Below are 22,855 nucleotides of genomic sequence, written 5' to 3'. Positions count from 1 at the left end.
AGCATTGCGTGAAGTTACCGGTTCGTCTCATTCGAATCGTCAGACCGACCGATCGCTTGCAACGAGGAGACGATCCACGATGGCCCCGAACGACATCAACCGCCGTTTCTTCACCACCGGCCTCGTCACCGCCGTCGCCCTTCCGGCCTTTCTCCGGGAGGCAAAGGCGGATCAGATTCTTCTGGCGCAGACTCCTGCCTGCGGCGCCGATCGTCTGACAACGGCCCAGATTGCCGGCCCCTTCTTTACATCGGGTTCCCCGCGCAAAACGAACTTCCAGCGCGATACGCGCGGCGGCCAGCCGATCCTTCTTTTCGGACAGGTTCTCGACCGGAACTGCCGGCCGATCGCGGGCGCGAAGCTCGACTTCTGGCAAGCAGACGGGAACGGCGCCTATGACAATTCGGGCTACCGCCTGCGCGGCCACCAGTTCTCCGATCAGAACGGGCGCTGGCGGCTGGAGACGATCCTGCCCGGTCTTTACCCCGGCCGCACCCGGCATATTCATGCGCGTGTTCAGCCGCGCGGCGGCCGCATTCTCACGACGCAGCTCTACTTCCCCCGCGTTGCGCAAAATCGAACAGACGGGATCTTCCGCAGCGACCTCGTCGTCGCCTTCGACCCTGGCGCCGGACGCGGCAGCTTCGACTTCATCCTCTGATCCCCAAGTTAGGCGAACATCTCAGAAACGAACCCTTTTTCGCTCCGCCGCGTTGAGCCACAAGACAACAATGCTCCGCGCGGCTCTGTCACGCGGCGAGAAAAAAAGGAGCGCTCCCATGAGCGAGACCATCCGTTTCGAACATCCCGACCACGGCAGCTATGACACCCCGGCGGCAGTCGCGGCCGATGCGAACCTTTCCGTTTCCGAGAAAAAGACCATTCTCACCGAATGGAAGCAGTCGCTCGATCAGGTTCTGAAGGACGATCCCCATGCCGAGGGCGCGAAGGATACCCGCGCCCAGATCGAGGCAGCGGAAGGCACGTTCTCCTAAAGCTGGACGGAGGTTCGAGATCGGGCCGCTTTCAGGTACATCGACCTGGATCGGCCCGGCCGGTCCTTCAACACCATGACTAGTTCGAACGAGGCGTACCATGCCGACCAGCATCAATCCCGCAACCGGCGAGATCATCGAAGAATATGCCGAGCATTCCGATGCCGACATCGATCGGGCCATCGCCAATGCCGACCTTTGCTATCGTGACTGGCGATCCTCCAGCATCGACGATCGCTCATCTCTTCTGAACCGGATTGCAGACCAGCTTGAGTCCCGCAAGGAAGAGCTCGCCAAAATCGCGACCGAGGAGATGGGCAAGCGCTACAAGGAAGCGGTCGCCGAGGTCGAAAAATGCGCTCTTGGCTGCCGTTATTACGCCGAGCACGGCCCGGCAATGATCGCCAACGAGGATCGTCCGGGGGGGCCGGCCTCCCAGAACTTCGTCGCCTATCTGCCGATCGGTCCGATCCTGGCTGTCATGCCGTGGAACTTCCCTTACTGGCAGTGCATGCGTTTTGCGGCACCCGCCATCATGGCCGGAAATGTCGGCCTCTTGAAGCATGCTTCCAACGTCTCGCGCTGCGCGCTGGAGATCGAGCGCGTGATCCTCGATGCCGGAGGGCCGCAGGGCCTCTTCCAGACGCTTCTGATCTCGTCGAAAAAGGTAGACGGCATCCTGAAGGACAGCCGCATCCGTGCTGCCACGCTCACCGGTTCGGAAGGCGCGGGCTCGGCCGTCGCGGCCACCTGCGGCAGCGAAATCAAGACCACGGTTCTCGAACTCGGCGGCTCCGACGCGTTCATCGTCATGCCATCCGCCGATATCGACAAGGCGATCGATGTGGGCGTCACCGCGCGCATGCAGAACAATGGTCAGAGCTGTATCGCGGCCAAGCGCTTCATCATCCATGAAGACGTCTACGATCGCTATCTCGAAGGCTACAAGGCCAAGGTCGAGGCGATGAAGCTCGGCGATCCGATGGATGCGGGCACGGATATGGGGCCTCTCGCCCAGAAGCAGGGCGTCGAGGACCTGAAGTCCCAGGTCGACCAGTCGGTTGCGGCGGGTGCGAAGCTCATTGCCGGCGGCAAGGCACCGGAGGGACCCGGATATTTCTATCAGCCGTCGATCATCGCCGATGTGCCGGAGAATGCGCCGGCTTATCGCCAGGAGCTGTTCGGGCCCTGCGCTATCATGTTCAAGGTGGGATCGGTCGATGCCGCGATCGATCTGGCCAATGATTCGGATTTCGGACTCGGCGGCTCCGTGTTCACTCAGGACAAGGGCGAACAGGACCGGTTCATCCGCGATCTCGATTCCGGCGGCACCCACATCAATCGCATGACGGCATCCCACCCCGCCCTTCCCTTCGGCGGCGTGAAACGGTCCGGCTATGGCCGTGAACTGTCCCATGAGGGCATCCGGGCCTTCATGAACGTTAAGGCCGTGACGCGGGACTGATTCCAACGGCACAATCTCTCTCGCGCCTTCGAACGCAAGGCGCGAGAGGACCGGAAAACCTGCCGGATTGCCCACAAATGAGGCATCCCTCGCCGATATTGACCTCTACGCCAGACATGGTGCCGTTCTAGGTAAGCCCGCATCGACCGGTTTCGCAATTCTCTCTGGTCGCGAACCGCGTCAGGATCGGGTAGGAACGGATCATCGCGCGTGGTAGGTCTGAAAAGAACAACGCGCAGCCAGACGGGGGAGTGAACCTTGTATCCCGACGCCATCGCGACCGCCGCAGCCCGCGCCGAAAAGGCCGGTATCAAGAGCCTGTTCAAGGCCGATCCCGATCGGTTCGAGACGATGTCCTTTCGCCAGGACGATCTTCTTCTCGACATCTCGAAGACCGCGCTCGACGCCGACGCGCTCGCAGCGCTGATCGACCTCGCGCGCGAGAAACAGGTCGAAGCCAAGCGCGACGCCATGTTCGCCGGCGCAAGGATCAACGAAACGGAAGGCCGAAGCGTCCTCCATACGGCCCTTCGCGCAAAGCCTGAAGATGGCTTTGTGGCGGACGGCGAGCCGGTGGGCGGCGCTGTTCAGGCGGTCCGCTGGGAGATGACGCTCTTTGCCGATGCCGTGCGCAGCGGCGAGGCCCACGGTGCGACCGGCAAGGCGATCACCGACGTGGTCAATATCGGCATCGGCGGCTCCGATCTCGGCCCCGCGATGGCGACTTTGGCCCTCGCTCCCTATCACGACGGACCGAACCTTCATTACGTCTCGAATGTCGACGGCGCCCATATCGCCGACACCATCGCGGGCCTCGATCCCGAAACGACCCTCTTCATCATCGCCTCGAAGACCTTCACGACGATCGAAACGATGACCAACGCCCAGACGGCGCGCGACTGGATCGTGGCGAAACTCGGCGAGGATGGGGTCGAATCCCATTTCGCGGCGGTTTCGACGGCCCTCGACAAGGTCGAGGCGTTCGGCATTGCGGACGATCGCACCTTCGGCTTCTGGGATTGGGTCGGCGGTCGCTACTCGATCTGGTCGGCCATCGGCCTGCCGCTGATGATCGCCATCGGCCCCGAGAAATTCCGCGAATTCCTCGCCGGCGCCCACGAGATGGACGAACACTTCCGCACCGCCCCCCTCGGCGAAAACCTGCCCGTCCTACTCGGCCTTGCCGGGTGGTGGCACCGGGTGGCGATGGACTGCCCGACCCGCGCGATCATCCCCTACGATCAGCGCCTGTCGCGCTTTCCGGCCTATCTCCAGCAGCTCGACATGGAATCGAACGGCAAGCGGGTGGGCATGGATGGCGAGCCCGTCGCGATCTCGGGGCCCGTGGTCTGGGGCGAGCCCGGCACCAATGGCCAGCACGCCTTCTTCCAGCTCATCCATCAGGGCACGGATGTGATCCCCGTCGAATTCCTCGTCGCGGCGAAGGCACACGAGAGCGAGGCGATGACGGTTCATCAGGACCTGCTCCTTGCCAATTGCATCGCCCAGTCGGAAGCCCTGATGATCGGCCGTTCGCTGGACGAGGCACGTCGCCAGCTTCTCGACGGCGGCGTCTCGCCCGACGAGGCCCAGCGGATTGCGCCGCACCGGGTGTTTCCGGGAGAGCGGCCCTCGATTACCCTGCTTTACACACAGCTCGATCCCCGCACACTCGGGCGGCTGATCGCGCTCTACGAACATCGCGTTTTCGTCGAAGCCCAGCTCTTCGGCATCAACGCATTCGACCAATGGGGCGTCGAACTCGGCAAGGAGCTTGCCAAGAACCTCGTTCCGGTCGTGACGGGTGAACAGGACGCCGGAAGCCGCGATGGCTCGACGCGCGGCCTCGTCGCGGCGATCCAGACCATGAGAAGGACGTAAAGACCCCCATGTCAGCGACACGAGACATCGAAACCCCGGTCCACCAGCCACGCTCCAACGACACCGACGAGCTTGCCCGGCAGATCATCGAGAAGATGACCTATTCCATCGGCAAGCATCCAGATCAGGCGCGCAAATACGACTGGCTGCGCGCGACGACGCTCGTCGTTCGCGACCGGATCATCGATCGGTGGTTCGCGTCCGGCAACCGCATCGAGGAAACCGGCGGCAAGGAAGTCTGCTACCTCTCGATGGAATTTCTCATCGGCCGGCTCCTGCGCGATGCGATCAACAATCTCCAGCTGACCCAGCCGATCACCGATGCACTCGCCAAATACGGTGTCGAGCTCGACATGGTCGAGCTTCTCGAGCCGGACGCAGCTCTCGGGAATGGCGGTCTTGGCCGACTCGCGGCCTGCTTCATGGAATCGATGGCCTCCACCGGCGTGCCCGGCTACGGCTACGGCATTCGCTATGTGCATGGGTTCTTCCGGCAGGAGATTTCGGAGGGTGCCCAGGTCGAACTTCCCGAAACCTGGCTGGTCCATGGCAATCCTTGGGAGTTCGAGCGGCGCGACGCCTCCTACGAGATCGGCTTCGGGGGTACGGTCAACACGATCCACGAGACGGGCAAGCCGCCGCGTCAGGTCTGGCGGCCCGGCGAACGCGTCCTCGCCGTCGCGTTCGACACCCCCATGGTCGGCTGGAAGGGTGAGCAGATCAACACGCTGCGCCTGTGGAGCGCGCAGGCGGTCGACCCGATCCTGCTCGACGCCTTCAACCAGGGCGACCATATCGGCGCACTTGTGGAATCCAACAAGGCCGAGGCGATCACCCGCGTCCTTTATCCGGCCGACTCCCATCAGGCCGGTCAGGAACTGCGGCTTCGCCAGGAATATTTCTTCTCCTCGGCCTCCCTGCAGGACGTCATCAAGCGTCACCTCAAGCGTCACGGCACCATCGAGACGCTCGCCGACAAGGTGGCCGTCCAGCTGAACGACACCCATCCGGCGGTTTCGATCGCCGAACTGATGCGCCTTCTCGTCGACGTCCACGGCGTTCCCTGGGCGAAGGCCTGGGAGATTACCCGCGCGACCTGTGGCTACACCAACCACACGCTGCTGCCGGAAGCGCTGGAACACTGGCCGATCCACCTCTTCGAGCGCCTTCTGCCGCGCCAGATGCAGATCATCTACACGATCAATGCCGAGGTGATCCGCCATGCCGCCCAGGAAAAGGGCTTCGAGGGCGCGGACATCTCCGCGATCTCACTGATCGACGAGGGCAACGGGCGCCGCGTGCGCATGGGCCAGCTCGCATTCGTCGGCTCCCACGCGGTCAACGGCGTCTCCGCGCTCCACACCGACCTGATGAAGGACACGGTTTTCCAGACGCTCCACAAGCTCTATCCCGACCGCATCCAGAACAAGACCAACGGCGTTGCGCCCCGGCGCTGGCTGATGGAGTGCAATCCGGAACTCACCGAACTCGTCACCGAGGCGATCGGCCCAGGCTTTCTCGACGACATCGACAAGATCCGCGACATCGACAAGCTGGCCGGCGATGCTGCCTTCGTGGAAAAGTTCGGTGCCGTGAAGCGCCAGAAGAAGGCGCAGCTTGCCCATCTCATCTCCGAGCGCATGGCGCTTCAGGTGGACCCGGACGCGATTTTCGACATTCAGGTCAAGCGCATCCACGAATACAAGCGCCAACTCCTCAACATCATCGAGGCCGTCGCGCTCTACGACCAGATCCGGTCTCACCCGGAACGCAACTGGACGCCGCGGGTGAAGATCTTCGCCGGCAAGGCCGCGCCCTCTTACGCCCAGGCCAAAGAGATCATCCGGCTCGCCAACGACGTCGCCCGGCTGATCAATTCAGATCCGGTGGTGCGCGATCTTCTGAAGGTCGTCTTCATTCCGAACTACAACGTCTCACTCGCAGAGATCATCATGCCGGCGGCGGACCTCTCCGAGCAGATTTCGACGGCCGGTCTCGAAGCCTCCGGCACCGGCAATATGAAGTTCGCCCTCAACGGCGCGCTGACGATCGGCACGCTCGATGGCGCGAACGTGGAGATGAAGGATCATATCGGCGACGACAACATCTTCATCTTCGGCCTGACCGCGCCGGAAGTCGCCGCGCGCCGGGCTCAGGCCCATTCGGGCCGCTCGATCATCGAGGAGACGCCGATCCTGCGCGAGTCGCTGCACGCGATCTCGTCCGGTCTCTTCAGCCCTGAAGAGCCCGCGCGCTATCACGGCCTCGTCTCGAATCTCTACAACAATGACTGGTGGATGATCTGCGCGGACTTCCAGGCCTATTGGGACATGCAACGCCAGCTCGACGATCTTTATCGCAAGCCGAAGGAATGGCAGGCGAAGGCCGTCCACAACACGGCGCGCATGAGCTGGTTCTCCTCTGACCGCTCGATCCGCGAATATGCCAGGGACATCTGGCAGGCAGGCCCCGGAGCCGTCTGAACCATCGTAACCTTGTAACCAGCGGTTTCCTTGGACCGCTGGCAGCCCGAACGGCATGCGAGCGATTCGCCGGACGAGAATTGATTCTTCAGGTCAATTCTCGTCCGGTGATATCGAGCGGCCTTGAGACCGCCTTGAGACCGCGCCGATTTTTGGCGATCGCTATGAGCGCGTCATTCATCACGAAAGCGTTTCAATCCGCTATTCTCAAGCCCAGGCAGGCGGATTTCCGCTTTAGGCTCTCTCGGCGTCCTATCGCTTGCGCGCAAATTCGCGCTACCATTCCTTCCAAATAAAGGCGGACGGCACGCAAAGGCAGCGCATCGCGAGCCGGGAAGACCAAGCAGAACGCGAGGTTTCATTCCGGTGCCGTCCGGCAAAACAGGGAGGAAACAGTCAATGACGGATCAGAGGCGAGCCGCTCCGCTCTCGCGTGACACGATGGCCTATGTGCTGGCCGGCGGGCGAGGCTCGAGGCTCAAGGAACTCACCGATACCCGCGCAAAGCCTGCCGTCTATTTCGGCGGCAAGACCCGGATCATCGACTTTGCCCTGTCGAACGCCATCAATTCCGGTATTCGCCGTATCGGCGTCGCGACCCAGTACAAGGCGCACAGCCTGATCCGTCACCTTCAGAACGGCTGGAACTTTCTCAGGCCCGGCCGCAACGAGAGCTTCGACATCCTGCCCGCCTCCCAGCGCGTCTCCGAGACCCAGTGGTATGCCGGCACCGCTGACGCGGTCTATCAGAACATCGAGATCATTGAGGACCATGCGCCGAAATACATGGTGATTCTGGCTGGCGATCACATCTACAAGATGGATTACGAGATCATGCTCCAGAGCCATGTGGACTCTGGCGCGGACGTGACGGTGGGCTGCCTGGAAGTCCCGCGCGAGGAAGCCAGCGGCTTCGGCGTGATGCATGTCGACGACAGCTTCAAGATTACCGATTTCGTGGAAAAGCCGAAGGACCCGCCGGCCATGCCCGGCCGGCCGGACACCGCGCTCGCCTCCATGGGCATCTACGTCTTCGAAACGAAGTTCCTGATGGACGCCCTGCGCGAGGATGCGAACGATCCGAATTCCTCGCGCGATTTCGGCAAGGACATCGTACCGAAGATCGTCGCAAAGGGCGGCGCCTACGCCCATCGCTACAACCGCTCCGTCGTGCGCTCGGACAACGAGCCGACCCACGAAGCCTATTGGCGCGATGTCGGTACGATCGACGCTTATTGGCAGGCCAATATCGATCTGACCGACGTGGTCCCGCCCCTCGACATCTATGATCGCGACTGGCCGATCTGGACCTATGCGGAGATCGTGCCGCCGGCAAAGTTCGTCCACGATATCGATGGCCGTCGCGGCATCGCGACCTCGTCTCTGGTCTCGGGCGACTGCATCATCTCCGGCGGTTCGCTCAATCGGTCGCTGCTCTTCACGGGCGTGCGCCAGCGCTCCTATTCGCAGCTCGACCACGCGGTCGTTCTGCCGAAATGCCGGATCGGCCGTCATGCGCGCATCAGGAACGCGATCATCGACAGAGGGGTCGAGATTCCGGACGGTCTCGTCATCGGCGAGGATCCGGAGTTCGACGCCAAGCACTTCCGGCGCACGGACAACGGCATCTGCCTCGTGACCAGGCCGATGATCGAAAAACTTGGACTTGAATAAGAGCCGTTTGATTGAAAATGTCGCGCGCCGGTTCATCGTTCGGACGAGCCGGCGACATGGTCCTGCCGCAAGCGGGCCGGACGAACCGGAAAGTCAGTGGCAATGAGCCTAGAAGTCCTGTCGGTAGCCTCCGAGGTCTATCCGATCGTCAAGACCGGCGGTCTCGCGGATGTGGCGGGGGCTCTCCCCGCCGCGCTAAAAGCCGCCGATGTCTCGATGAAGACCCTCCTGCCGGGCTATCCGTCCGTCCTCAAGCAGGTGGGCGAAGGCGAAACCGTCGCCAAATTCGACGATCTTCTCGGCATCGAAGCGGAAGTCCGGGCGGTCAGGATCGACGGCCTCGATCTTCTGGTGCTCTTCGCCCCGCCCCTCTACGATCGCGAAGGGGGACCCTATCTCACCGCCTTCGGCTATGATCACGAGGACAACTGGCATCGCTTCGCGGCCTTCTCCCTTGCCGCCGCGAAGATCGCCGAAGGCGCGATCGAAGGCTACAAGCCGGATATCCTGCACGCCCACGACTGGCAGGCCGCCCTTGCCCCGGTTTATCTGGCGTTTTCGAAGAACCGGTCGGTCAGGACCGTGCTGACGATCCACAACCTCGCCTTCCAGGGCAATTTCCCGGCCTCGATCTTCGACAAGCTCGGCCTTCCCCCGGAGGCGTTTTCGATCGACGGCGTCGAATTCTACGGCAATGTGAGCTTCATGAAAGGCGGCATCTTCGCTGCCGACCGGGTGACGACCGTGAGCCCGACCTATGCGCGGGAAATCGTCACCGAAGAGGGCGGAATGGGCCTCGGCGGCCTTCTGCGCGAGCGCGGAGACGCCGTTTCCGGCATCGTCAACGGCATCGATACCGAGGCATGGAACCCCGAGCACGACGAACGGCTCGCCCGCAATTACGGTCCGAGCGCGCTAGAAGGACGTTCGGCCAATCGCGATGCGCTGATCGCGGAGATGGGGCTCGAGCCCTCCGACGATCCTATCATCGCCATCGTCAGCCGCCTTACCTGGCAAAAGGGGCTCGACATCGTCGCCGACACCGCCGAGGCGATCATCGAGAAAGGCGCGCGTCTCGTCGTCATTGGCACAGGCGATGCCCAGATCGAAGGCGCCCTCCAGAAGCTTTCGGTGCGCCATCGCGGGAAAATCGGCGCGCGTATCCGTTACGATGAGGGACTGTCACACCGTATCCAGGCCGGCGCGGACGCGATCCTCATACCCTCGCGCTTCGAGCCCTGCGGCCTGACCCAGCTCTATGGCCTCAGATATGGCTGCATTCCGATGGTTTCGCGCGTCGGCGGTCTCGCCGACACGGTGATCGACGCCAATTATGCCGCACGTCAGGCCGGCTGTGCCACCGGCATCATTTTCGATGAAGCGGCGCCGGCTTCCATTCTGACGGCGGTCGACCGGTTGATCGAGATCTACCGAAACCCCGACGAATGGCGCAAGATGCAGGAGGCGGCGATGGCGAACGACGTATCGTGGACGACGAGTGCCAGGCTCTATTCCGATCTCTACCTGGATGTGATGAAGGATGATGCCCGATGATCGAGCGGATCGCCACCAAGCCGTATGACGACCAGAAGCCGGGCACCTCGGGCCTCAGGAAGAAGGTCCCGCATTTCAAGCAGGAGAACTACGTCCAGAACTTCCTGCAGGCGATCTTCGACACCGTCGGCAAGGGCGATCTCGAAACCCTCGTCATCGGCGGGGACGGACGGTTCTTCAACCGTGACGTGGTCGCGATCGCGATCCGCATGGCGGCCGCCAATGGTTATGGCCGGGTGATCGTCGGCAAGGGCGGGATCCTGTCGACACCGGCAGCCTCGAACCTCATCCGCAAGCGCGGCGCGGCCGGCGGCATCATCCTGTCGGCCAGCCACAATCCCGGCGGGCCGAAGGGCGATTTCGGCATCAAGTACAATATCGACAATGGCGGACCGGCGCCCGAACGCATCACCTCCGCGATCTTCGAGAAGACCAGATCCCTCTCGCATTACCGCATCTATTCCGCGCCAGCCCCGGAATTCGATGCGATCGGCGAGCATTCCCTCGGCGACATGGTGGTCGAGATCGTAGATCCCGTCGCCGACTATGCCGATCTGATGGAAGAGCTCTTTGACTTCGGCAAGATCCGCGACCTGATCGCCTCGGGCTTCAAGATCCGCTTCGATGCGATGCACGCCGTGACCGGCCCCTATGCGACCGAGATCCTCGAAAATCGCCTCGGTGCCGAAAAGGGCACCGTCATCAACGGCGAGCCGAAGGAAGATTTCGGAGGGGGCCATCCGGACCCGAATGCGGTCTATGCGGCAGATCTCATCGAAGAGCTGATGAACGACGACGGGCCGGATTTCGGCGCGGCCTCCGACGGCGACGGCGATCGCAACCTCATCATCGGCCGGGGCATCGTCGTGACACCCTCCGATTCCCTCTCGGTGCTCGCGGCCAATGCCCATCTCGCGCCGGCCTACAAGGGCGGTATCGCGGGCGTTGCCCGCTCGATGCCGACCAGCCAGGCGGTGGACCGTGTCGCCAAGAAGCTCGGCATCGGCGCCTACGAGACGCCCACGGGCTGGAAATATTTCGGCAATCTGCTCGATGCCGGCAAGGTGACCATCTGCGGCGAGGAATCGGCCGGCACCGGCTCGGACCATGTGCGCGAGAAGGACGGGGTCTGGGCGGTTCTCCTCTGGCTCAACATCCTTGCCGAGCGCCGCGAAAGCGTGAAGGCGATCGTCGAAAGCCATTGGTCGGAATTCGGCCGCACCTTCTACCAGCGCCACGACTTCGAGGAGATCGACAAGGACAAGGCCGAGGGGCTGATGGAGAGCCTGCGGGATCGCCTTGCCTCCATGGCGGGCCAGCGCTTCGGCTCGTTCGTCGTCTCGGAAGCTGACGATTTCTCCTACAAGGACCCCGTCGATGGGTCGGTGGCGACGGGTCAGGGCGTGCGCATCGTCTTTTCCGGCGGCGCGCGCATCGTCTTCCGCCTCTCCGGCACGGGCACGGCGGGCGCGACCCTTCGCGTCTATATCGAGCGCTATGAGAGCAATCCGGCCAAGCACGGCGAGGACCCGGCCGACGCGCTGGCCGAGTTGATCTCGATCGCGGACTCGGTCGGCGAGATCAGGAAGCGCACGGGCCGCACCGAGCCGGATGTGGTGACATAAACGCCGCCGAGGTGTTGCAGGACGTGCTTTCAAATTGAGGCAACGCAGCGCCACCGGTCCGAGCGCGTTGCCGAAACTCTGAAGCCTGCTCGCCGTCGCCAGTTGGTGAACGAGGTCCGGGAGAGCTGGACGGTCTCCTATGGTTCAGGCCGGCGGTATGAGACCAACGGCCCCATAAAGCCAACGGTTTAAGGGACCGCCGGCTATCAGCCATCAGCCGGCGCGCTCGACCCGCTCCACCACATCGTCTGCGAGCGCCAGCGAGGACGTCAGCCCCGGGGATTCGATCCCGAAGAGGTTGATGAGGCCGGGGACGCCGTGTTCGGCTTCGTCCTGGATGAGAAAGTCGGCCGCCGGCTCGCCGGGACCGCTGAGCTTGGGGCGGATGCCGCTATAGGCCGGAACGAGGCTTTCGTCCGGCAGCGCCGGCCAATAGCGCCGGATACTGGCGTAAAAACCGTCCGAGCGTCGGGGATCGACCCGATAGTCGAACGCTGCGGGTCCGGCTTCCGGCTTGCGCATGGGGGTCTCCGGAAGCCATTCAACATCCGGGCCGAACCGGGCATCGCCCATCAGATCGAGCGTCAGGTGGACGCCGAGACCGCCATCCTCCGGGACTGGATAGATCAGACGTGAAAACGGCGCGCGCAGACCGGACAGCGCATAATAGTTTCCCTTGGCGAAACGGCATTTCGGCAGGGAGCCGGGCCGCGCGCCCTCGACTGCCCCGGCAACCGCCCAGGCACCGAGCCCGGCTGCGTTGACAAGCGCGCCGCAGGCGATCCGCATCGGCTCGGCCCCGCCGACATCGAGGACGATCTGCCCGTCCTCGGCGAAGGCCGCGCGCACCGGGCTACGGAAGGCGATCATCGCACCGTGATCCTCGGCCTCGCCGCGCAGGGACAGCATCAGCGCATGGCTGTCGATAATGCCGGTGGAAGGAGACAGGAGCGCGCCCCGGCAGGCGAGCGCCGGTTCCATGGTCTGTGCCTCGGCCTGGCTGACGAAGGCGAGTTCGGTAACGCCGTTCGCCTCGGCGCGGCTGCGAATGGTTTCCAGCGCGGAAAGCTGCGCCTCGTCGCTTGCCACGATCAGCTTGCCGAGCCGGCGGTGCGGCACGCCCCGTTCCGCGCAATAGGCATAGAGCCGCTCGCGGCCCGACACGCAGAACCGCGCTTTCAGGGACCCGGCCGGATAATAGATGCCGGCATGGATGACCTCGGAATTGCGCGAGCTCGTCCCCGTGCCGATCGCCGCCTCCGCCTCGATCACCACCACCTCGCGCCCTCTCCTGGCGAGCGCCCTTGCTATGGCAAGACCGACCACACCTGCTCCGACGACCACGCAATCGACACGGTCCATCACCCACTCCTTCGACTGACGAGAGTTCCTCTACACCATCGCCCCGGCGGTAGGATATGCCGTCCGCCCCAAGCCCCGCCTTTAAATCGAGGCCGAACTTATCCCCGGTGCACCGGCGTTGATCGACACTGGCGCGTGAGAGAATTCACATGCGAGGACGATAATGACCGACGGCACCCCTTCGATCGGCCTGCCCTACATCATGGCAAGCCAGGCCCAGAAGCACGTGACCCATAACATGGCGCTGACCAAGCTCGATGCGCTGGTGCAGCTTTCGGCGAGGAGCCGGAGAAACACGCTTCCGCCGGACAATCCTTCAGAGGGCGAGCGCCATCTCGCCGCGGAGGGGGCGTCCGGCGCCTGGGCCGGGCTCGACGGACAGGTTCTCCTCTTTTCCGCCGGCGCCTGGATGGCGCTTTTGCCGCGTGCGGGATGGATCGCCTATGTGGAGGACGAGGATATCGCGGTCCTCCACGACGGCGCAGCTTGGCGGCCGCTTGCCGAAACGCGTATCGACCGCCTCGGCGTCAACACGGATGCCGATGGGAACAACCGCCTCGCCGTGAAGGCGAACAGCATCGCGTTTTCCCATGACGATGTCTCGGGATCGGGCAGCGGCGATATTCGTGGTGCCTTCAACAAAAGCGATGCCGCCAAGGATGCGGGCTTTTCCTTCCAGACCGGCTGGTCGGCTCGAGCGCTTGTCGGTCTCTACGGCGACGACGATTTTCGCATCAAGGTCTCGCCCGACGGCACAAGCTTTCTAGACGCGGTCGTCGTTGACAGGACAAGCGGCCATGTGGGCATCGGCAGGACGCCGACCCATCCCCTTGACGTGAACGGGACGATCGATGCCGGCGCGCTGATTGCCCGTGGCCAGATCGGCGGCGTCTCCTGGTTCGGCGATATCGACGGGGCGAAATGGTCGACCAAGCTCGGCGGCTATTATCTGAGCTTCATGGGCGACGGCGATGATACGGCCAATCTGGAGGGCGGCGACATCCCCTTCGAGGGGCGGACCTTTCGGGTAAAGGCGCGGCTTCATCCGAGCGGCACGCTGGACCTTGCCGGTACAGCGCGGCTCACCGCCATGCCGACGACCGCCTCGGGCACGAATGTGTTTGCCGATGGCGAGGGCCAGCTCCTTCGCTCGACCTCGAGCGCGCGCTACAAGCGCGAGATCGAGCCTCTCGACATGGCCTATGCCGAGGCGCTGCTCGCTGTCCGGCCGGTCTGGTATCGCTCGACGGCACCGGCCGACGATCCCGCCTTCAGCTGGTACGGCTTCCTCGCCGAGGATGTGGCGGCGGTGGACCCGCGCCTCGCCACCTTCACCTATCCAGACGAGGCCTACGAGGTGGTGGAGATCGAGGACGAGACGGGCAGCCGCACCGAACGCCGCCTGCGCCCCGGCGCGGTGCCGGAGCCCAGAGGCGTCGACTATGCCCGCTTCACCGTGATCCACCACGCGCTGATTGCGGAGATGCGCGAGACGATCGCGGAATTGGAGGCACGCATTACAGCTCTGGAACGCCTCGAGTGAGCTGATCCGCGAAGCTACGTAGGAAATTCGCAGTGTGGATCACGCAGGTGCAGGCAAAGAGATCACCGCAAGGGGTTAAGCGACCGCTACACTTCCATTCGAGGACGGGGTCTTCCGAGAACAGCACAGAATTCGTTGCTTCCGTACGGCGTCTGATAAACGCGATGCGGCTTAAGCGGTGATAGCCCTGTTGCGAAGAGCAATTCGAAATTGCGCCGGAATGACTCCGGCGTAAACTGCCAAGCATGCGTATCGATATACACATCTGCGCACCGCTCGGCTTCCGCGGTTGCGCTCAAAAGCAAACCAGCATCCTCGTCTATACGGCGGATACCATGATCGCCTTTCCAGTGACGTAAAGAATCGTTGTGGGTCCTCAAAAGTTGATGTTCAATGACACTCCTCGGCTCGTGTAGGACGCGCCCCCGGATATGCGCATCGATGATATCGGCGATCGAACTTTCCTCGATGAAATAGTCAAAACAATACCTTTTGTCCGGTATTATCAGAAAATAATATGCGCTATCGGCCAAGATCCGATCAACATCGCGGATATGCTTAACGAGGTTTGGCTGATGTTCTATACAATGACTACTGAACACTACATCGAATTTATCCCCGACGACAGAAAGGTCGCCAGTCGGCGATACATAGTGAATTTTCTCCGGACACCGGGTTAGATCGAGCTTATGACCCTGCGCCTTTCTTTTTAATTCTTTTGAATTGAGAACATCGAAATATTTCACCCTCGATCCTGTGACTGCCGGATTGCAGAACGGTCCTATTTCCAAGACGGCGGTGTCTTTGGGGATGAGCCCAATGAAGGAGCTTCGAACACTTCCTGCCGATGTAGCCCGACCCTCCTTCTGTCCGAATAACGAGTGATGCATAAACAGCTCGTTGTCCGTAAAATCACGAAGGTCTTCATGGTAACGCCTATAGAATTCGAGATCGAACTCATCTGGGAGATTTAATACGTCAAGCTTCGAAGGCGCCAACACAATCATCCTTGTCTCGGTTTATTTAGAACATCACCCAGCAACTGCGGCTTTTGAGCAGAGCCCGCTACCCTCCGCGCCAAGTAGAGCCACTCTCAGCGACCATCTTCCTTAAATGCGCAATGGCGCGAAACACCTCACGGGTATTTGGTTCATAGAGGCCAACAGCATCAACATTATCTACCCAGTCTGCGAACGCAGGAACAATAAGCGCCTCTTCATTGCGAGGAAGATGCTGGAAAATTTCCTCCCGAGTGAAGTTATATGCCTTAGTTCTGACTTCTGGAAACATGGAGAAGAAGGTCGATGGGCAACGTTCGAGTATAAACGGAAGAATGGGCACCGGATCTGGGTAGTCCGGATCTCTCTCAAAAAAGAGACGGCGCGTACCGGATGGTAATCGTTCAAGCGCATCAATGATATTCATAATAAATACCATATACCCTTCCCAGAAGGGCTCATTTCCGACCCAAAAGTTCGAATATAAAGCCGTCTTTGCGTCGTTTCTTTTGTCGCATACAGAGCGAAAATCATATCCCGCTTCGTCAAAAAGAATATCAGCAAGCGCCGTTATGCCTGGATGGCAAATTTCAGCGTGATCCCAAACATTAAATGTGTAATATATGTTGTGTGGAAATGGGTTCACAAAGTAGACGTCATATCCCGGATTCGACTCAACGAATTCGAGGAATGCTTCTCCGCTGATCATCGCCTTTTCGTTGAATTTAGGTGAGACAATGCCAGTGTACTCCGCACTCTGATAAAGACCGGATATAAACATACGGATAAAGAGCCCATTTTCACGAAACTCAGTATTGGCATTGCTCCTCCCATCAACCGGCACGAAAGCCGGATCAAGCGCCTTTATAACGGAATCTGCGTACACATTCTGGTATACTGTAACCAAGGGCTTGGAACGGTTGCTCGCGCGCTCCATTCTTCTTGCGAGATCATCAATTGTGAGCCTTTCTTCCAGCATAGTCTCGCTCATCCATCAGCCCTCATAACCATTTTTATCAGATCGCAGCGGTCCCGCTTCGATCAAAGCGTTCGTAATACGTAGATATGTTGGAAATGGGGGGTTCGGCTTAATATCGAGGCTTTCGAGATATTCTGAGGCTGCCTCTACGTACTGTTGCGGCAATTTTTTCCACAACAAGGGAAGGCAAGGGTTATTGAGAGGATTCTGGATCAGCAATTCCTTTTTAAGAAAGGGATAGCCGAATTTGCATATCAGCGAGTCGAAAAACATATGTTGCGGATTGATCGTCCGACCTATGCGGATGTCGTGAGACTTCGCCAAAAGCCAAGACTGCGCAAATCGCGCATAAGGCACCGCAATTTCTTCGGGGATGTGATCACCGCTGAAGCGTTTCGGGTCGTTTGCGAAATCAGTAAATAACGCCACTGACCTGGCGAACTCAGCAACGCCACTGTCGACCATGCTTCGATACGGGATCATGGTCGACCGGGACAACCCGGATCGAAACATTGCGTCATTAAATCCAAGCTCACCGTGAGTGACAACGTCGAGTCGGTTTTCCGGCGCTTCGAACCGCAACAGGAAATGTAGAAAAGCCCCGCTTCTCAATGCGCGGGAATTCAAAATGAAGAATGAACTTTGGAAATGAGGGATCCGTTGCCTACTCTCAGTAAGCGCCCAGAAGTCGGTCCTAGATTCGTCGTAGGCATCCCATATAGGAGATAGCGAAGAGACCGGGCCGACAAGACTGTCGTTTAGAAAGAGGCAATGATCAAACCTAATCAGGTCAAAATACGTGAGCGCTATAGCAGCGAACCAAGAGCCAAAATCACGGGCGCCTGCCGTTCTCGCCACAACCATATCAGCCAAATTTTCTGCTTCTTTAATGAGCAGATCCCGACCGGACAACGTACTGTTGACAATGATCGTTCGATAGCCCGCGCGCTTTAGCTCTTTTAGCATAGCGATTTGATACGATGCCAAAGTTCCGTCAGAGCTATAGATCGCATATATTGCAACGCCGCGTGCAAGCGCCGGATTATCTAGCAGACCACCTACATAGATCTTTTGAGTCTGAAGAAAGCGATCGAGCGCGCCAAAGCCTGCACTCTTACTGGACAACGCTCTGTTCGATAGTAAACCCTCTGAAGCCAGACCGCGTACGAGTTCTGCATAGTCGAATTGACGAACTTTTAAGGAATCAGCGTTTGTTTCGACAGCCGAAGAAGCCTTCGCAGCCATTGCAGCTGATTGATTGCTCTGCGTCGGTGGAATTGGTACACCGCTCGTACGGACCGAATGCGAAAGTGGATTCTCGCGCGTCTCGCGTATCTCCGGATTAGCCAGCAGGTAAGATACCGTCTCAAAGAGGGCGTTAGGCTCCCTTGTCGCCGCAGCGACCACGTGGGGCTCAAAATTTGAATGATGGAATGATTGGTAAGCCTCGAGATAATGAAGCAGCGGCGCCTTCAAATCTATCGAATATCCATCGACGTAGTATTGATGATCAAATAACGGATGAGGCGTTATGCCCTCCCGCGCGCCGGTTTGCATGTAATGAATTATTAGCGGCTCTTTTATTGATCTCCTTTCTTTAATTTGTGAGATATAGTATTCATTATCAAACAACGGATGCGGATTGGATGCTCCTAGAGGATCCGACTTCAAGTAATGCAACAGGGGATGTATATTGTCGGGAATATCTTCGGATAGGTTCTCGACATAGAATTGTACGTCGAACAGGAGAGTGGGACTCACCCACTTCTTGGGCACACCGGATATGATTCGAAGCAGAGACAAATCCTCGGCTTTACGTTCGTCGATGCTCCGATCAAGCTGCAACCAAATATGATCCTCGTTTGCGAGAGGATGATACACGCGACCTTCGTTGTGGCCATACCTGACATAATGCACGAGGGGATCGCTGCCCGTGCTGGCAACATCGGGATTTCGCTGGAGATAGAACGCTGGATCGAAAAGGGGATGAGGAGAATAGCCCCGCTTCGCGCCGATCTCAAGATAATGTCTGAGTGGTTCCGTTTCCTGTACTTGACCGTCTGCACTCGTCTGACCACGGTACCAAGATATGTCAAAGAGCGGATGGGGATTTCGACCTTCACGCCAACCGTATGTGAGATAATGCAGAAGAAGCCCACCGGGAAAATCGCTGAGTTCAGGATTCTCCGCTAGGTAATGAGCTGCGTCGAAGAGCGGATGCGGTGAGATGACACTGCCCGGTTTTACCGTTAGATAGTAGGCTAACGCGTTGCGCCGCGCCTCCAGCGGAAGAGCTCCGGTTTCCAATATGTAACTTGTGTCAAAGAGCGGGTGCGGCGAACGTCCCTCCCTAGCGCCGTATTCAACGAAGTGCCGCAGCGGATCTTTTTCTTCAGTGTCGACATCCGAATTGCGGCTCGCGTAGTACCGACCGTCGAAAAGCGGATGAGGATTTCGCCCCTCTCGTCCTCCGTGGACAACGTAGTGGGCTAGCGTATTCGTTTGTCCTTCCGAAATGTCGCTATACTCGGCTCGGTAAAAACCCGGATCGAAAAATAGGCTCGGCGCTCTGTTCTCAGCGTCGCCATAATTTATGTAGTGTGCCAGTGGGTTGATACCCACACTGACAACGTCCGGATTTCGCTCGCAATAGAAGGTCGTGTCAAACAAGGGATGCGGATCGAGACCGCGATGGACACCATCGCTGAGATAGTGCTCCACGGGGCTCATATTCCAATCAAACGGCCCGGTTTGCTGCTCATAGTAATCTGGATCGAACAGAGCATGCGGCGCCAGACCGATGTGTCGACCGATAAACAAGTAGTGCGGCAATGGCTGTGCGGTTGTGAGGCCTCTCGCTGCAAGTTGATGGCGATAGAAATCGGGCGAGAATAGCGGATGTGGAATGTGATCTATATCTTGCCCGACACCGAGGTAATGAACTAGCAGCCCCATACCTTCCGGGATCTCATCGCCATAGCGTCTGACATAATCGGAAGGATCGAAGAGCGGGTTGGGCCTGAAACCGCGAGCTTCGCCTTCCTCCATGTAATGGCGCAACGGTGCTCGTTCACTGGATTGCAACTCTTCAGAATAATTTCTGCGATAATAGACTTCGTCGAAGAGACCCGACGCGAGAATTAACGCACTGTCGCGATCCCAGGCGCCACCATCAGCTGCGCGGCGCATCAATTCCATCTGCATATGATCCTGAAGCTGAACCATGCGCCGAAGACGCGCCTTTTCGTCCTCATCTTTGGAGAGGTTACGTCGGCCGCGTGTCCCTTTTAACGTTAGCTCCTTAACGGCCTTCTCTAGACTGCGAATCTGCTCGAAAGCATTGTCCCGTTGTGCGCGTAGACCGTTTAGGTCCCAGTTCTGCGCTGAAATCTTGCTGGCGAGAGCTGTCATCCGACGCTCGGCAAGCACCGATTGTCCTGAAGATCGGGTGCGCGCTTCTTTTTCGAGACGATCGAGCGCTACCTTGAGCGTCTTGTTCTCGGACTCGCTTTTGGCAAGCGCGTTCTCCAGCGCTTGCAGCCCTTGCAATTGTTGGAAATTACGAGCTTCCAAAGAGGCTTGGTCCTGTTGCTCTGGGGCGGGCGAAGCAACAAGATCAGGGGAGTTTGTCCTCGCCCTGTTAGCATCCCGGGGTCCGGCTCCTCTCCCAAGCTTAGGCTCGCGCGTCTTCGCCATGCAATCTCAAACCGCCTGTCTGTAAAAGTCCGCCGCCTCGTCCCAAGCGGCCCGCTCGTCCCAGCCGAGGGAAGCCGTGTCGAGGGGTTGGGTGTTGACGCGCATCAGCGGCTCATCGAACACCGTCTGGTCCTTCAATTCAACACGCGCGTCGAGGCCAAGGCGGGGGCCGATCTCGCGGGCGAACCGCTCCGCGAACGCCCCTTGCGTCTCCACATAGCCGCTGGGATTGAGCCGGGTGTCGGAGCGCGCTTCCGCGGTCTCAGCGCAGAAGGCGGCATAGGCTTTCGCCATAAGCCCTACATGGATGTTGTCGCGCACGTAACGCGGCGTCTGCACCGAGGCCGCCTCGCCTTTCTTCCAGCAGCGGATGAGATAGCTGCAGAAACGCGGCTCCTCCAGCGGGCCGAACGGATTGGGGATGACGAACTTGCCCATCCGCAGGCCGAGAAGCGTCGTCCAGTAGTCGAAGACATCGGCCGTCAGCCCCTTGGAGAGGCCATAGGGCGAGAACGCCCGCATCGGTTCGTTGCCGGCGCCCTCCCCTTGCTCGAAGACGCTGCCCGTCAGCACGACCGTCTGACCGCCACGCTCCTGAAACAGCTTGAGAACGGCAGGTAGATTGCGCGTATTGTCTGCAAGGGCGGCGGATACGTCGAAGTCGAGGCTCTTGTAGTTCGTAACATTGGCGGCGTGATGGGCAAGGAGATCGAAATCTTCGCCGCTGAGAAGATCGAGAAAGCCGTCATCGCCGAAGGAAAGCCCTGTGCGGATCTCCGCGACGTCCGACAGCCGTCTCACCCGCTCGCCGCGAACGCCCTCGTAAGCGGCGGTGTCACCGCGCAAGGGGGCCACCACATGGTGCCCCGCCTCGGAGAGCGCGTGTGCGAACCAGTAGCCGGTGAACGAGCTGGCGCCCGTCAGGCAGATCTTCATACCAGACCCCGCATCGCTTCCACCCCGTGGAATTCGGGGTCGAAATCGGGCCATTTGCCGTCCTTCTCCGACACTTCGACAGGCTCGACCGCCCATTCGATGGCGAATTTCGGATCGTTGAAGCGTACGCCTCTCTCGGCATCAGGCGCGTAGAAGTCGCTGACGAGATAGAGCGCCTCCGTGTCGTCCGTCATGGTGACGAAGCCGTGGGCGCAGCCCTTCGGCACATACATCATCATGCGGTTTTCGGCTGACAGCTCGGCCCCGAAGGACTGGCCGAAACTCGGCGAATCCGGCCTCAGATCGAGGATCACGTCGTAGAGCGCGCCACGGATGCAGCGCACGACCTTCACCTCGCCATGTGGCGGCAGCTGGTAGTGCATGCCCCGCAGGGTGCCGGCCTTGCCGGTGAGCGAATTGTTGATCTGGACGAAGCGCGTCTCAAGCCCGGCTTCGCCGAACTCCTTCTCGCAGAAGAAGCGCGCGAAGAAACCACGATCGTCGCCGCGCTTTTCGAGCTCGATCAGCCGTGCGCCGTGAACAGGCGTTTCGTGAAAGATCATCGTCGTTTCTCTTTCTCTTCGGTCAGGCCGCGACGGAAGTCCAGCGCAGGTCCTCGCTGAGGCGGCCGGTGCTCATGTGACCTTCGAGCACCTTGAGGCGCATGAACTCGGAATTGCGGAAGTTTTCGTTGGTGAAGCCGAGTTCGCTCAGACCTTCGATCAGGCCGGCAATCGACTGCTCCAGCGTGACCTGTGGCAGATGGTTGGGCGCTAGCGACTTGAACATCGAGAAATCGACACTGTAGGAGCGCTTGTCGGGTGGAGCGTCGGTGTTGATGCTGACGCTGGTGCCGGGCACAGCCTCGGCGACGGCGTTCGCAAGATCCTTGACCTGATAGTTCCAGACATCGCTGCCTGTGTTGACGCGCAGGAGCTGTCCGCCCTGGTCGCGGTTGCGCGTCGAGGCCCATTCAATCGCCCGGGCCATATCCCTGACATCGATCAGCGGCCGCCAGGGCGAGCCGTCACTCAGGACGGTGATGACCTTCGAGGTCAGCGCGCAGGCGACGAAGTCGTTGAGGACGAGATCGAGCCGAAGCCGGTCCGACATGCCGCAGGCGGTGGCGAAACGCAGCGCCGTCGCCGTCATGTCGCCGAGGTCCATGGCGGCGAGCCCCTCCTCGGTCGCATTCTTCGAGCGCGCATAGGCCGTCAGCGGGTTGACCGGATCGCTCTCCTTACGCGGGCCGCCTTCGGCCGCCCCGTACATGCTGCAGCTGGAGGCGAAGACGAAGGATTTCACGCCCCGATCGCGCGCCATTTCGGCAAGGCGAAGGCTGGCGGCATGATTGATGTCGTCGGTCACCGCCTCGAAGCGGTTGCCCATGGGATCGTTGGAGACGGCCGACAGATGGACGACCGCGTCCACGCCGTCCAGAAGCTCGGCCGGAAAGGAGCGCATGTCACCGAAATACTGGGCGTCGAGCCTGCGTTCGGGAAAGACGTCAGGGCGCGTCAGGCAATGGCCGAAATAGCCGTTGTCATAGCCGATGAGTGTCGCCTCCGGCATGACCTGGCGAAGATGGCGTGTCAGAACCGGGCCGACATAGCCCATATTTCCGGTAATCAGAATTTTCATAGGGCGAATTCTTTCCGTAACGG

General features: G+C 60.2%; 16 protein-coding genes. 9 read left to right on the top strand and 7 right to left on the bottom strand.

Features of this window, described 5'->3' with window-relative positions:
* Positions 1–79 precede the first annotated feature (79 nt).
* The 8 genes from ABDX79_RS10275 (at position 80) to ABDX79_RS10240 (ending at position 11,677) form a co-directional block, all read left to right on the top strand.
* Entirely contained in the window at positions 80–661 is a 582-nt protein-coding gene (locus ABDX79_RS10275; protein ID WP_346220199.1) for a dioxygenase family protein, read from the top strand.
* Positions 662–779: 118 nt separating this feature from the next.
* Entirely contained in the window at positions 780–995 is a 216-nt protein-coding gene (locus ABDX79_RS10270; RefSeq protein ID WP_346220198.1) for a hypothetical protein, read from the top strand.
* A gap of 100 nt (positions 996–1,095) precedes the next feature.
* Positions 1,096–2,460: an NAD-dependent succinate-semialdehyde dehydrogenase gene (locus ABDX79_RS10265; protein ID WP_346220197.1), complete on the top strand. Its 1,365-nt coding sequence runs from the start codon at positions 1,096–1,098 to the stop codon at positions 2,458–2,460.
* Positions 2,461–2,718: 258 nt separating this feature from the next.
* Positions 2,719–4,341, top strand: coding sequence for a glucose-6-phosphate isomerase (gene pgi, locus ABDX79_RS10260; protein ID WP_346220196.1), 1,623 nt, complete (start codon positions 2,719–2,721; stop codon positions 4,339–4,341).
* Positions 4,342–4,349: 8 nt separating this feature from the next.
* On the top strand, positions 4,350–6,824 hold the full coding sequence (locus tag ABDX79_RS10255; protein ID WP_346220195.1) for a glycogen/starch/alpha-glucan phosphorylase: 2,475 nt from the start codon (positions 4,350–4,352) through the stop codon (positions 6,822–6,824).
* Positions 6,825–7,223: 399 nt separating this feature from the next.
* Positions 7,224–8,498 (top strand): glucose-1-phosphate adenylyltransferase, encoded by a 1,275-nt coding sequence (gene glgC / locus ABDX79_RS10250; RefSeq protein WP_346220194.1) that lies wholly within the window; start codon positions 7,224–7,226, stop codon positions 8,496–8,498.
* A 102-nt stretch (positions 8,499–8,600) separates the two neighbouring features.
* The gene (glgA, locus tag ABDX79_RS10245) at positions 8,601–10,052 is read left to right on the top strand and encodes a glycogen synthase GlgA (RefSeq protein WP_346220193.1); all 1,452 of its coding nucleotides are present in this window, start codon (positions 8,601–8,603) and stop codon (positions 10,050–10,052) included.
* Positions 10,049–11,677: an alpha-D-glucose phosphate-specific phosphoglucomutase gene (locus tag ABDX79_RS10240; protein WP_346220192.1), complete on the top strand. Its 1,629-nt coding sequence runs from the start codon at positions 10,049–10,051 to the stop codon at positions 11,675–11,677. Before glgA ends, ABDX79_RS10240 begins: the two co-directional genes overlap by 4 nt.
* Positions 11,678–11,890: 213 nt before the next feature.
* Here the strand turns inward: ABDX79_RS10240 and ABDX79_RS10235 are convergent, their stop codons facing one another.
* Positions 11,891–13,039, bottom strand: a complete 1,149-nt coding sequence (locus tag ABDX79_RS10235; RefSeq protein WP_346220191.1) for an NAD(P)/FAD-dependent oxidoreductase — start codon at positions 13,037–13,039, stop codon at positions 11,891–11,893.
* Between the two features lie 163 nt (positions 13,040–13,202).
* Here ABDX79_RS10235 and ABDX79_RS10230 point away from each other — a divergent pair, with 163 nt between their 5' ends.
* Complete coding sequence (locus ABDX79_RS10230) at positions 13,203–14,582, top strand: DUF2793 domain-containing protein (RefSeq protein ID WP_346220190.1); 1,380 nt, start codon at positions 13,203–13,205, stop codon at positions 14,580–14,582.
* An 86-nt stretch (positions 14,583–14,668) separates the two neighbouring features.
* Here the strand turns inward: ABDX79_RS10230 and ABDX79_RS10225 are convergent, their stop codons facing one another.
* From ABDX79_RS10225 to ABDX79_RS10200, 6 genes are all read right to left on the bottom strand, one after another.
* Positions 14,669–15,580 carry a methyltransferase domain-containing protein gene (locus ABDX79_RS10225; protein ID WP_346220189.1) on the bottom strand — a complete coding sequence of 304 codons (912 nt, stop codon included), beginning with the start codon at positions 15,578–15,580 and terminating at the stop codon, positions 14,669–14,671.
* A gap of 67 nt (positions 15,581–15,647) precedes the next feature.
* Positions 15,648–16,571, bottom strand: a complete 924-nt coding sequence (locus ABDX79_RS10220) for a hypothetical protein (protein WP_346220188.1) — start codon at positions 16,569–16,571, stop codon at positions 15,648–15,650.
* Positions 16,572–16,574: 3 nt separating this feature from the next.
* A complete protein-coding gene (locus ABDX79_RS10215) occupies positions 16,575–20,255 on the bottom strand; it encodes a rhamnan synthesis F family protein (RefSeq protein WP_346220187.1) in 3,681 nt (1,226 codons plus the stop codon).
* Between the two features lie 6 nt (positions 20,256–20,261).
* Entirely contained in the window at positions 20,262–21,191 is a 930-nt protein-coding gene (locus ABDX79_RS10210; protein WP_346220186.1) for an NAD-dependent epimerase/dehydratase family protein, read from the bottom strand.
* Complete coding sequence (gene rfbC / locus ABDX79_RS10205) at positions 21,188–21,754, bottom strand: dTDP-4-dehydrorhamnose 3,5-epimerase (RefSeq protein ID WP_346220185.1); 567 nt, start codon at positions 21,752–21,754, stop codon at positions 21,188–21,190. Before rfbC ends, ABDX79_RS10210 begins: the two co-directional genes overlap by 4 nt.
* Before the next feature lie 22 nt (positions 21,755–21,776).
* Positions 21,777–22,832 carry an NAD-dependent epimerase/dehydratase family protein gene (locus tag ABDX79_RS10200; protein WP_346220184.1) on the bottom strand — a complete coding sequence of 352 codons (1,056 nt, stop codon included), beginning with the start codon at positions 22,830–22,832 and terminating at the stop codon, positions 21,777–21,779.
* Between the last annotated feature and the right edge of the window lie 23 nt (positions 22,833–22,855).

The organism is Fulvimarina fulva (assembly GCF_039652615.1).
Taxonomy (GTDB): domain Bacteria; phylum Pseudomonadota; class Alphaproteobacteria; order Rhizobiales; family Rhizobiaceae; genus Fulvimarina.
This window is presented reverse-complemented; position numbering and strand designations above follow the sequence as displayed.

What these genes read in the sequence shown, in the direction of transcription:
- ABDX79_RS10275 (WP_346220199.1), top strand. Translation starts at nt 80, where the DNA reads ATGGCCCCGAACGACATCAACCGCCGTTTCTTCACCACCGGCCTCGTC.
- ABDX79_RS10270 (WP_346220198.1), top strand. Translation starts at nt 780, where the DNA reads ATGAGCGAGACCATCCGTTTCGAACATCCCGACCACGGCAGCTATGAC.
- ABDX79_RS10265 (WP_346220197.1), top strand. Translation starts at nt 1,096, where the DNA reads ATGCCGACCAGCATCAATCCCGCAACCGGCGAGATCATCGAAGAATAT.
- ABDX79_RS10255 (WP_346220195.1), top strand. Translation starts at nt 4,350, where the DNA reads ATGTCAGCGACACGAGACATCGAAACCCCGGTCCACCAGCCACGCTCC.
- glgC (WP_346220194.1), top strand. Translation starts at nt 7,224, where the DNA reads ATGACGGATCAGAGGCGAGCCGCTCCGCTCTCGCGTGACACGATGGCC.
- glgA (WP_346220193.1), top strand. Translation starts at nt 8,601, where the DNA reads ATGAGCCTAGAAGTCCTGTCGGTAGCCTCCGAGGTCTATCCGATCGTC.
- ABDX79_RS10240 (WP_346220192.1), top strand. Translation starts at nt 10,049, where the DNA reads ATGATCGAGCGGATCGCCACCAAGCCGTATGACGACCAGAAGCCGGGC.
- ABDX79_RS10235 (WP_346220191.1), bottom strand. Translation starts at nt 13,039, where the DNA reads ATGGACCGTGTCGATTGCGTGGTCGTCGGAGCAGGTGTGGTCGGTCTT.
- ABDX79_RS10230 (WP_346220190.1), top strand. Translation starts at nt 13,203, where the DNA reads ATGACCGACGGCACCCCTTCGATCGGCCTGCCCTACATCATGGCAAGC.
- ABDX79_RS10220 (WP_346220188.1), bottom strand. Translation starts at nt 16,571, where the DNA reads ATGAGCGAGACTATGCTGGAAGAAAGGCTCACAATTGATGATCTCGCA.
- ABDX79_RS10215 (WP_346220187.1), bottom strand. Translation starts at nt 20,255, where the DNA reads ATGGCGAAGACGCGCGAGCCTAAGCTTGGGAGAGGAGCCGGACCCCGG.
- ABDX79_RS10210 (WP_346220186.1), bottom strand. Translation starts at nt 21,191, where the DNA reads ATGAAGATCTGCCTGACGGGCGCCAGCTCGTTCACCGGCTACTGGTTC.
- rfbC (WP_346220185.1), bottom strand. Translation starts at nt 21,754, where the DNA reads ATGATCTTTCACGAAACGCCTGTTCACGGCGCACGGCTGATCGAGCTC.
- ABDX79_RS10200 (WP_346220184.1), bottom strand. Translation starts at nt 22,832, where the DNA reads ATGAAAATTCTGATTACCGGAAATATGGGCTATGTCGGCCCGGTTCTG.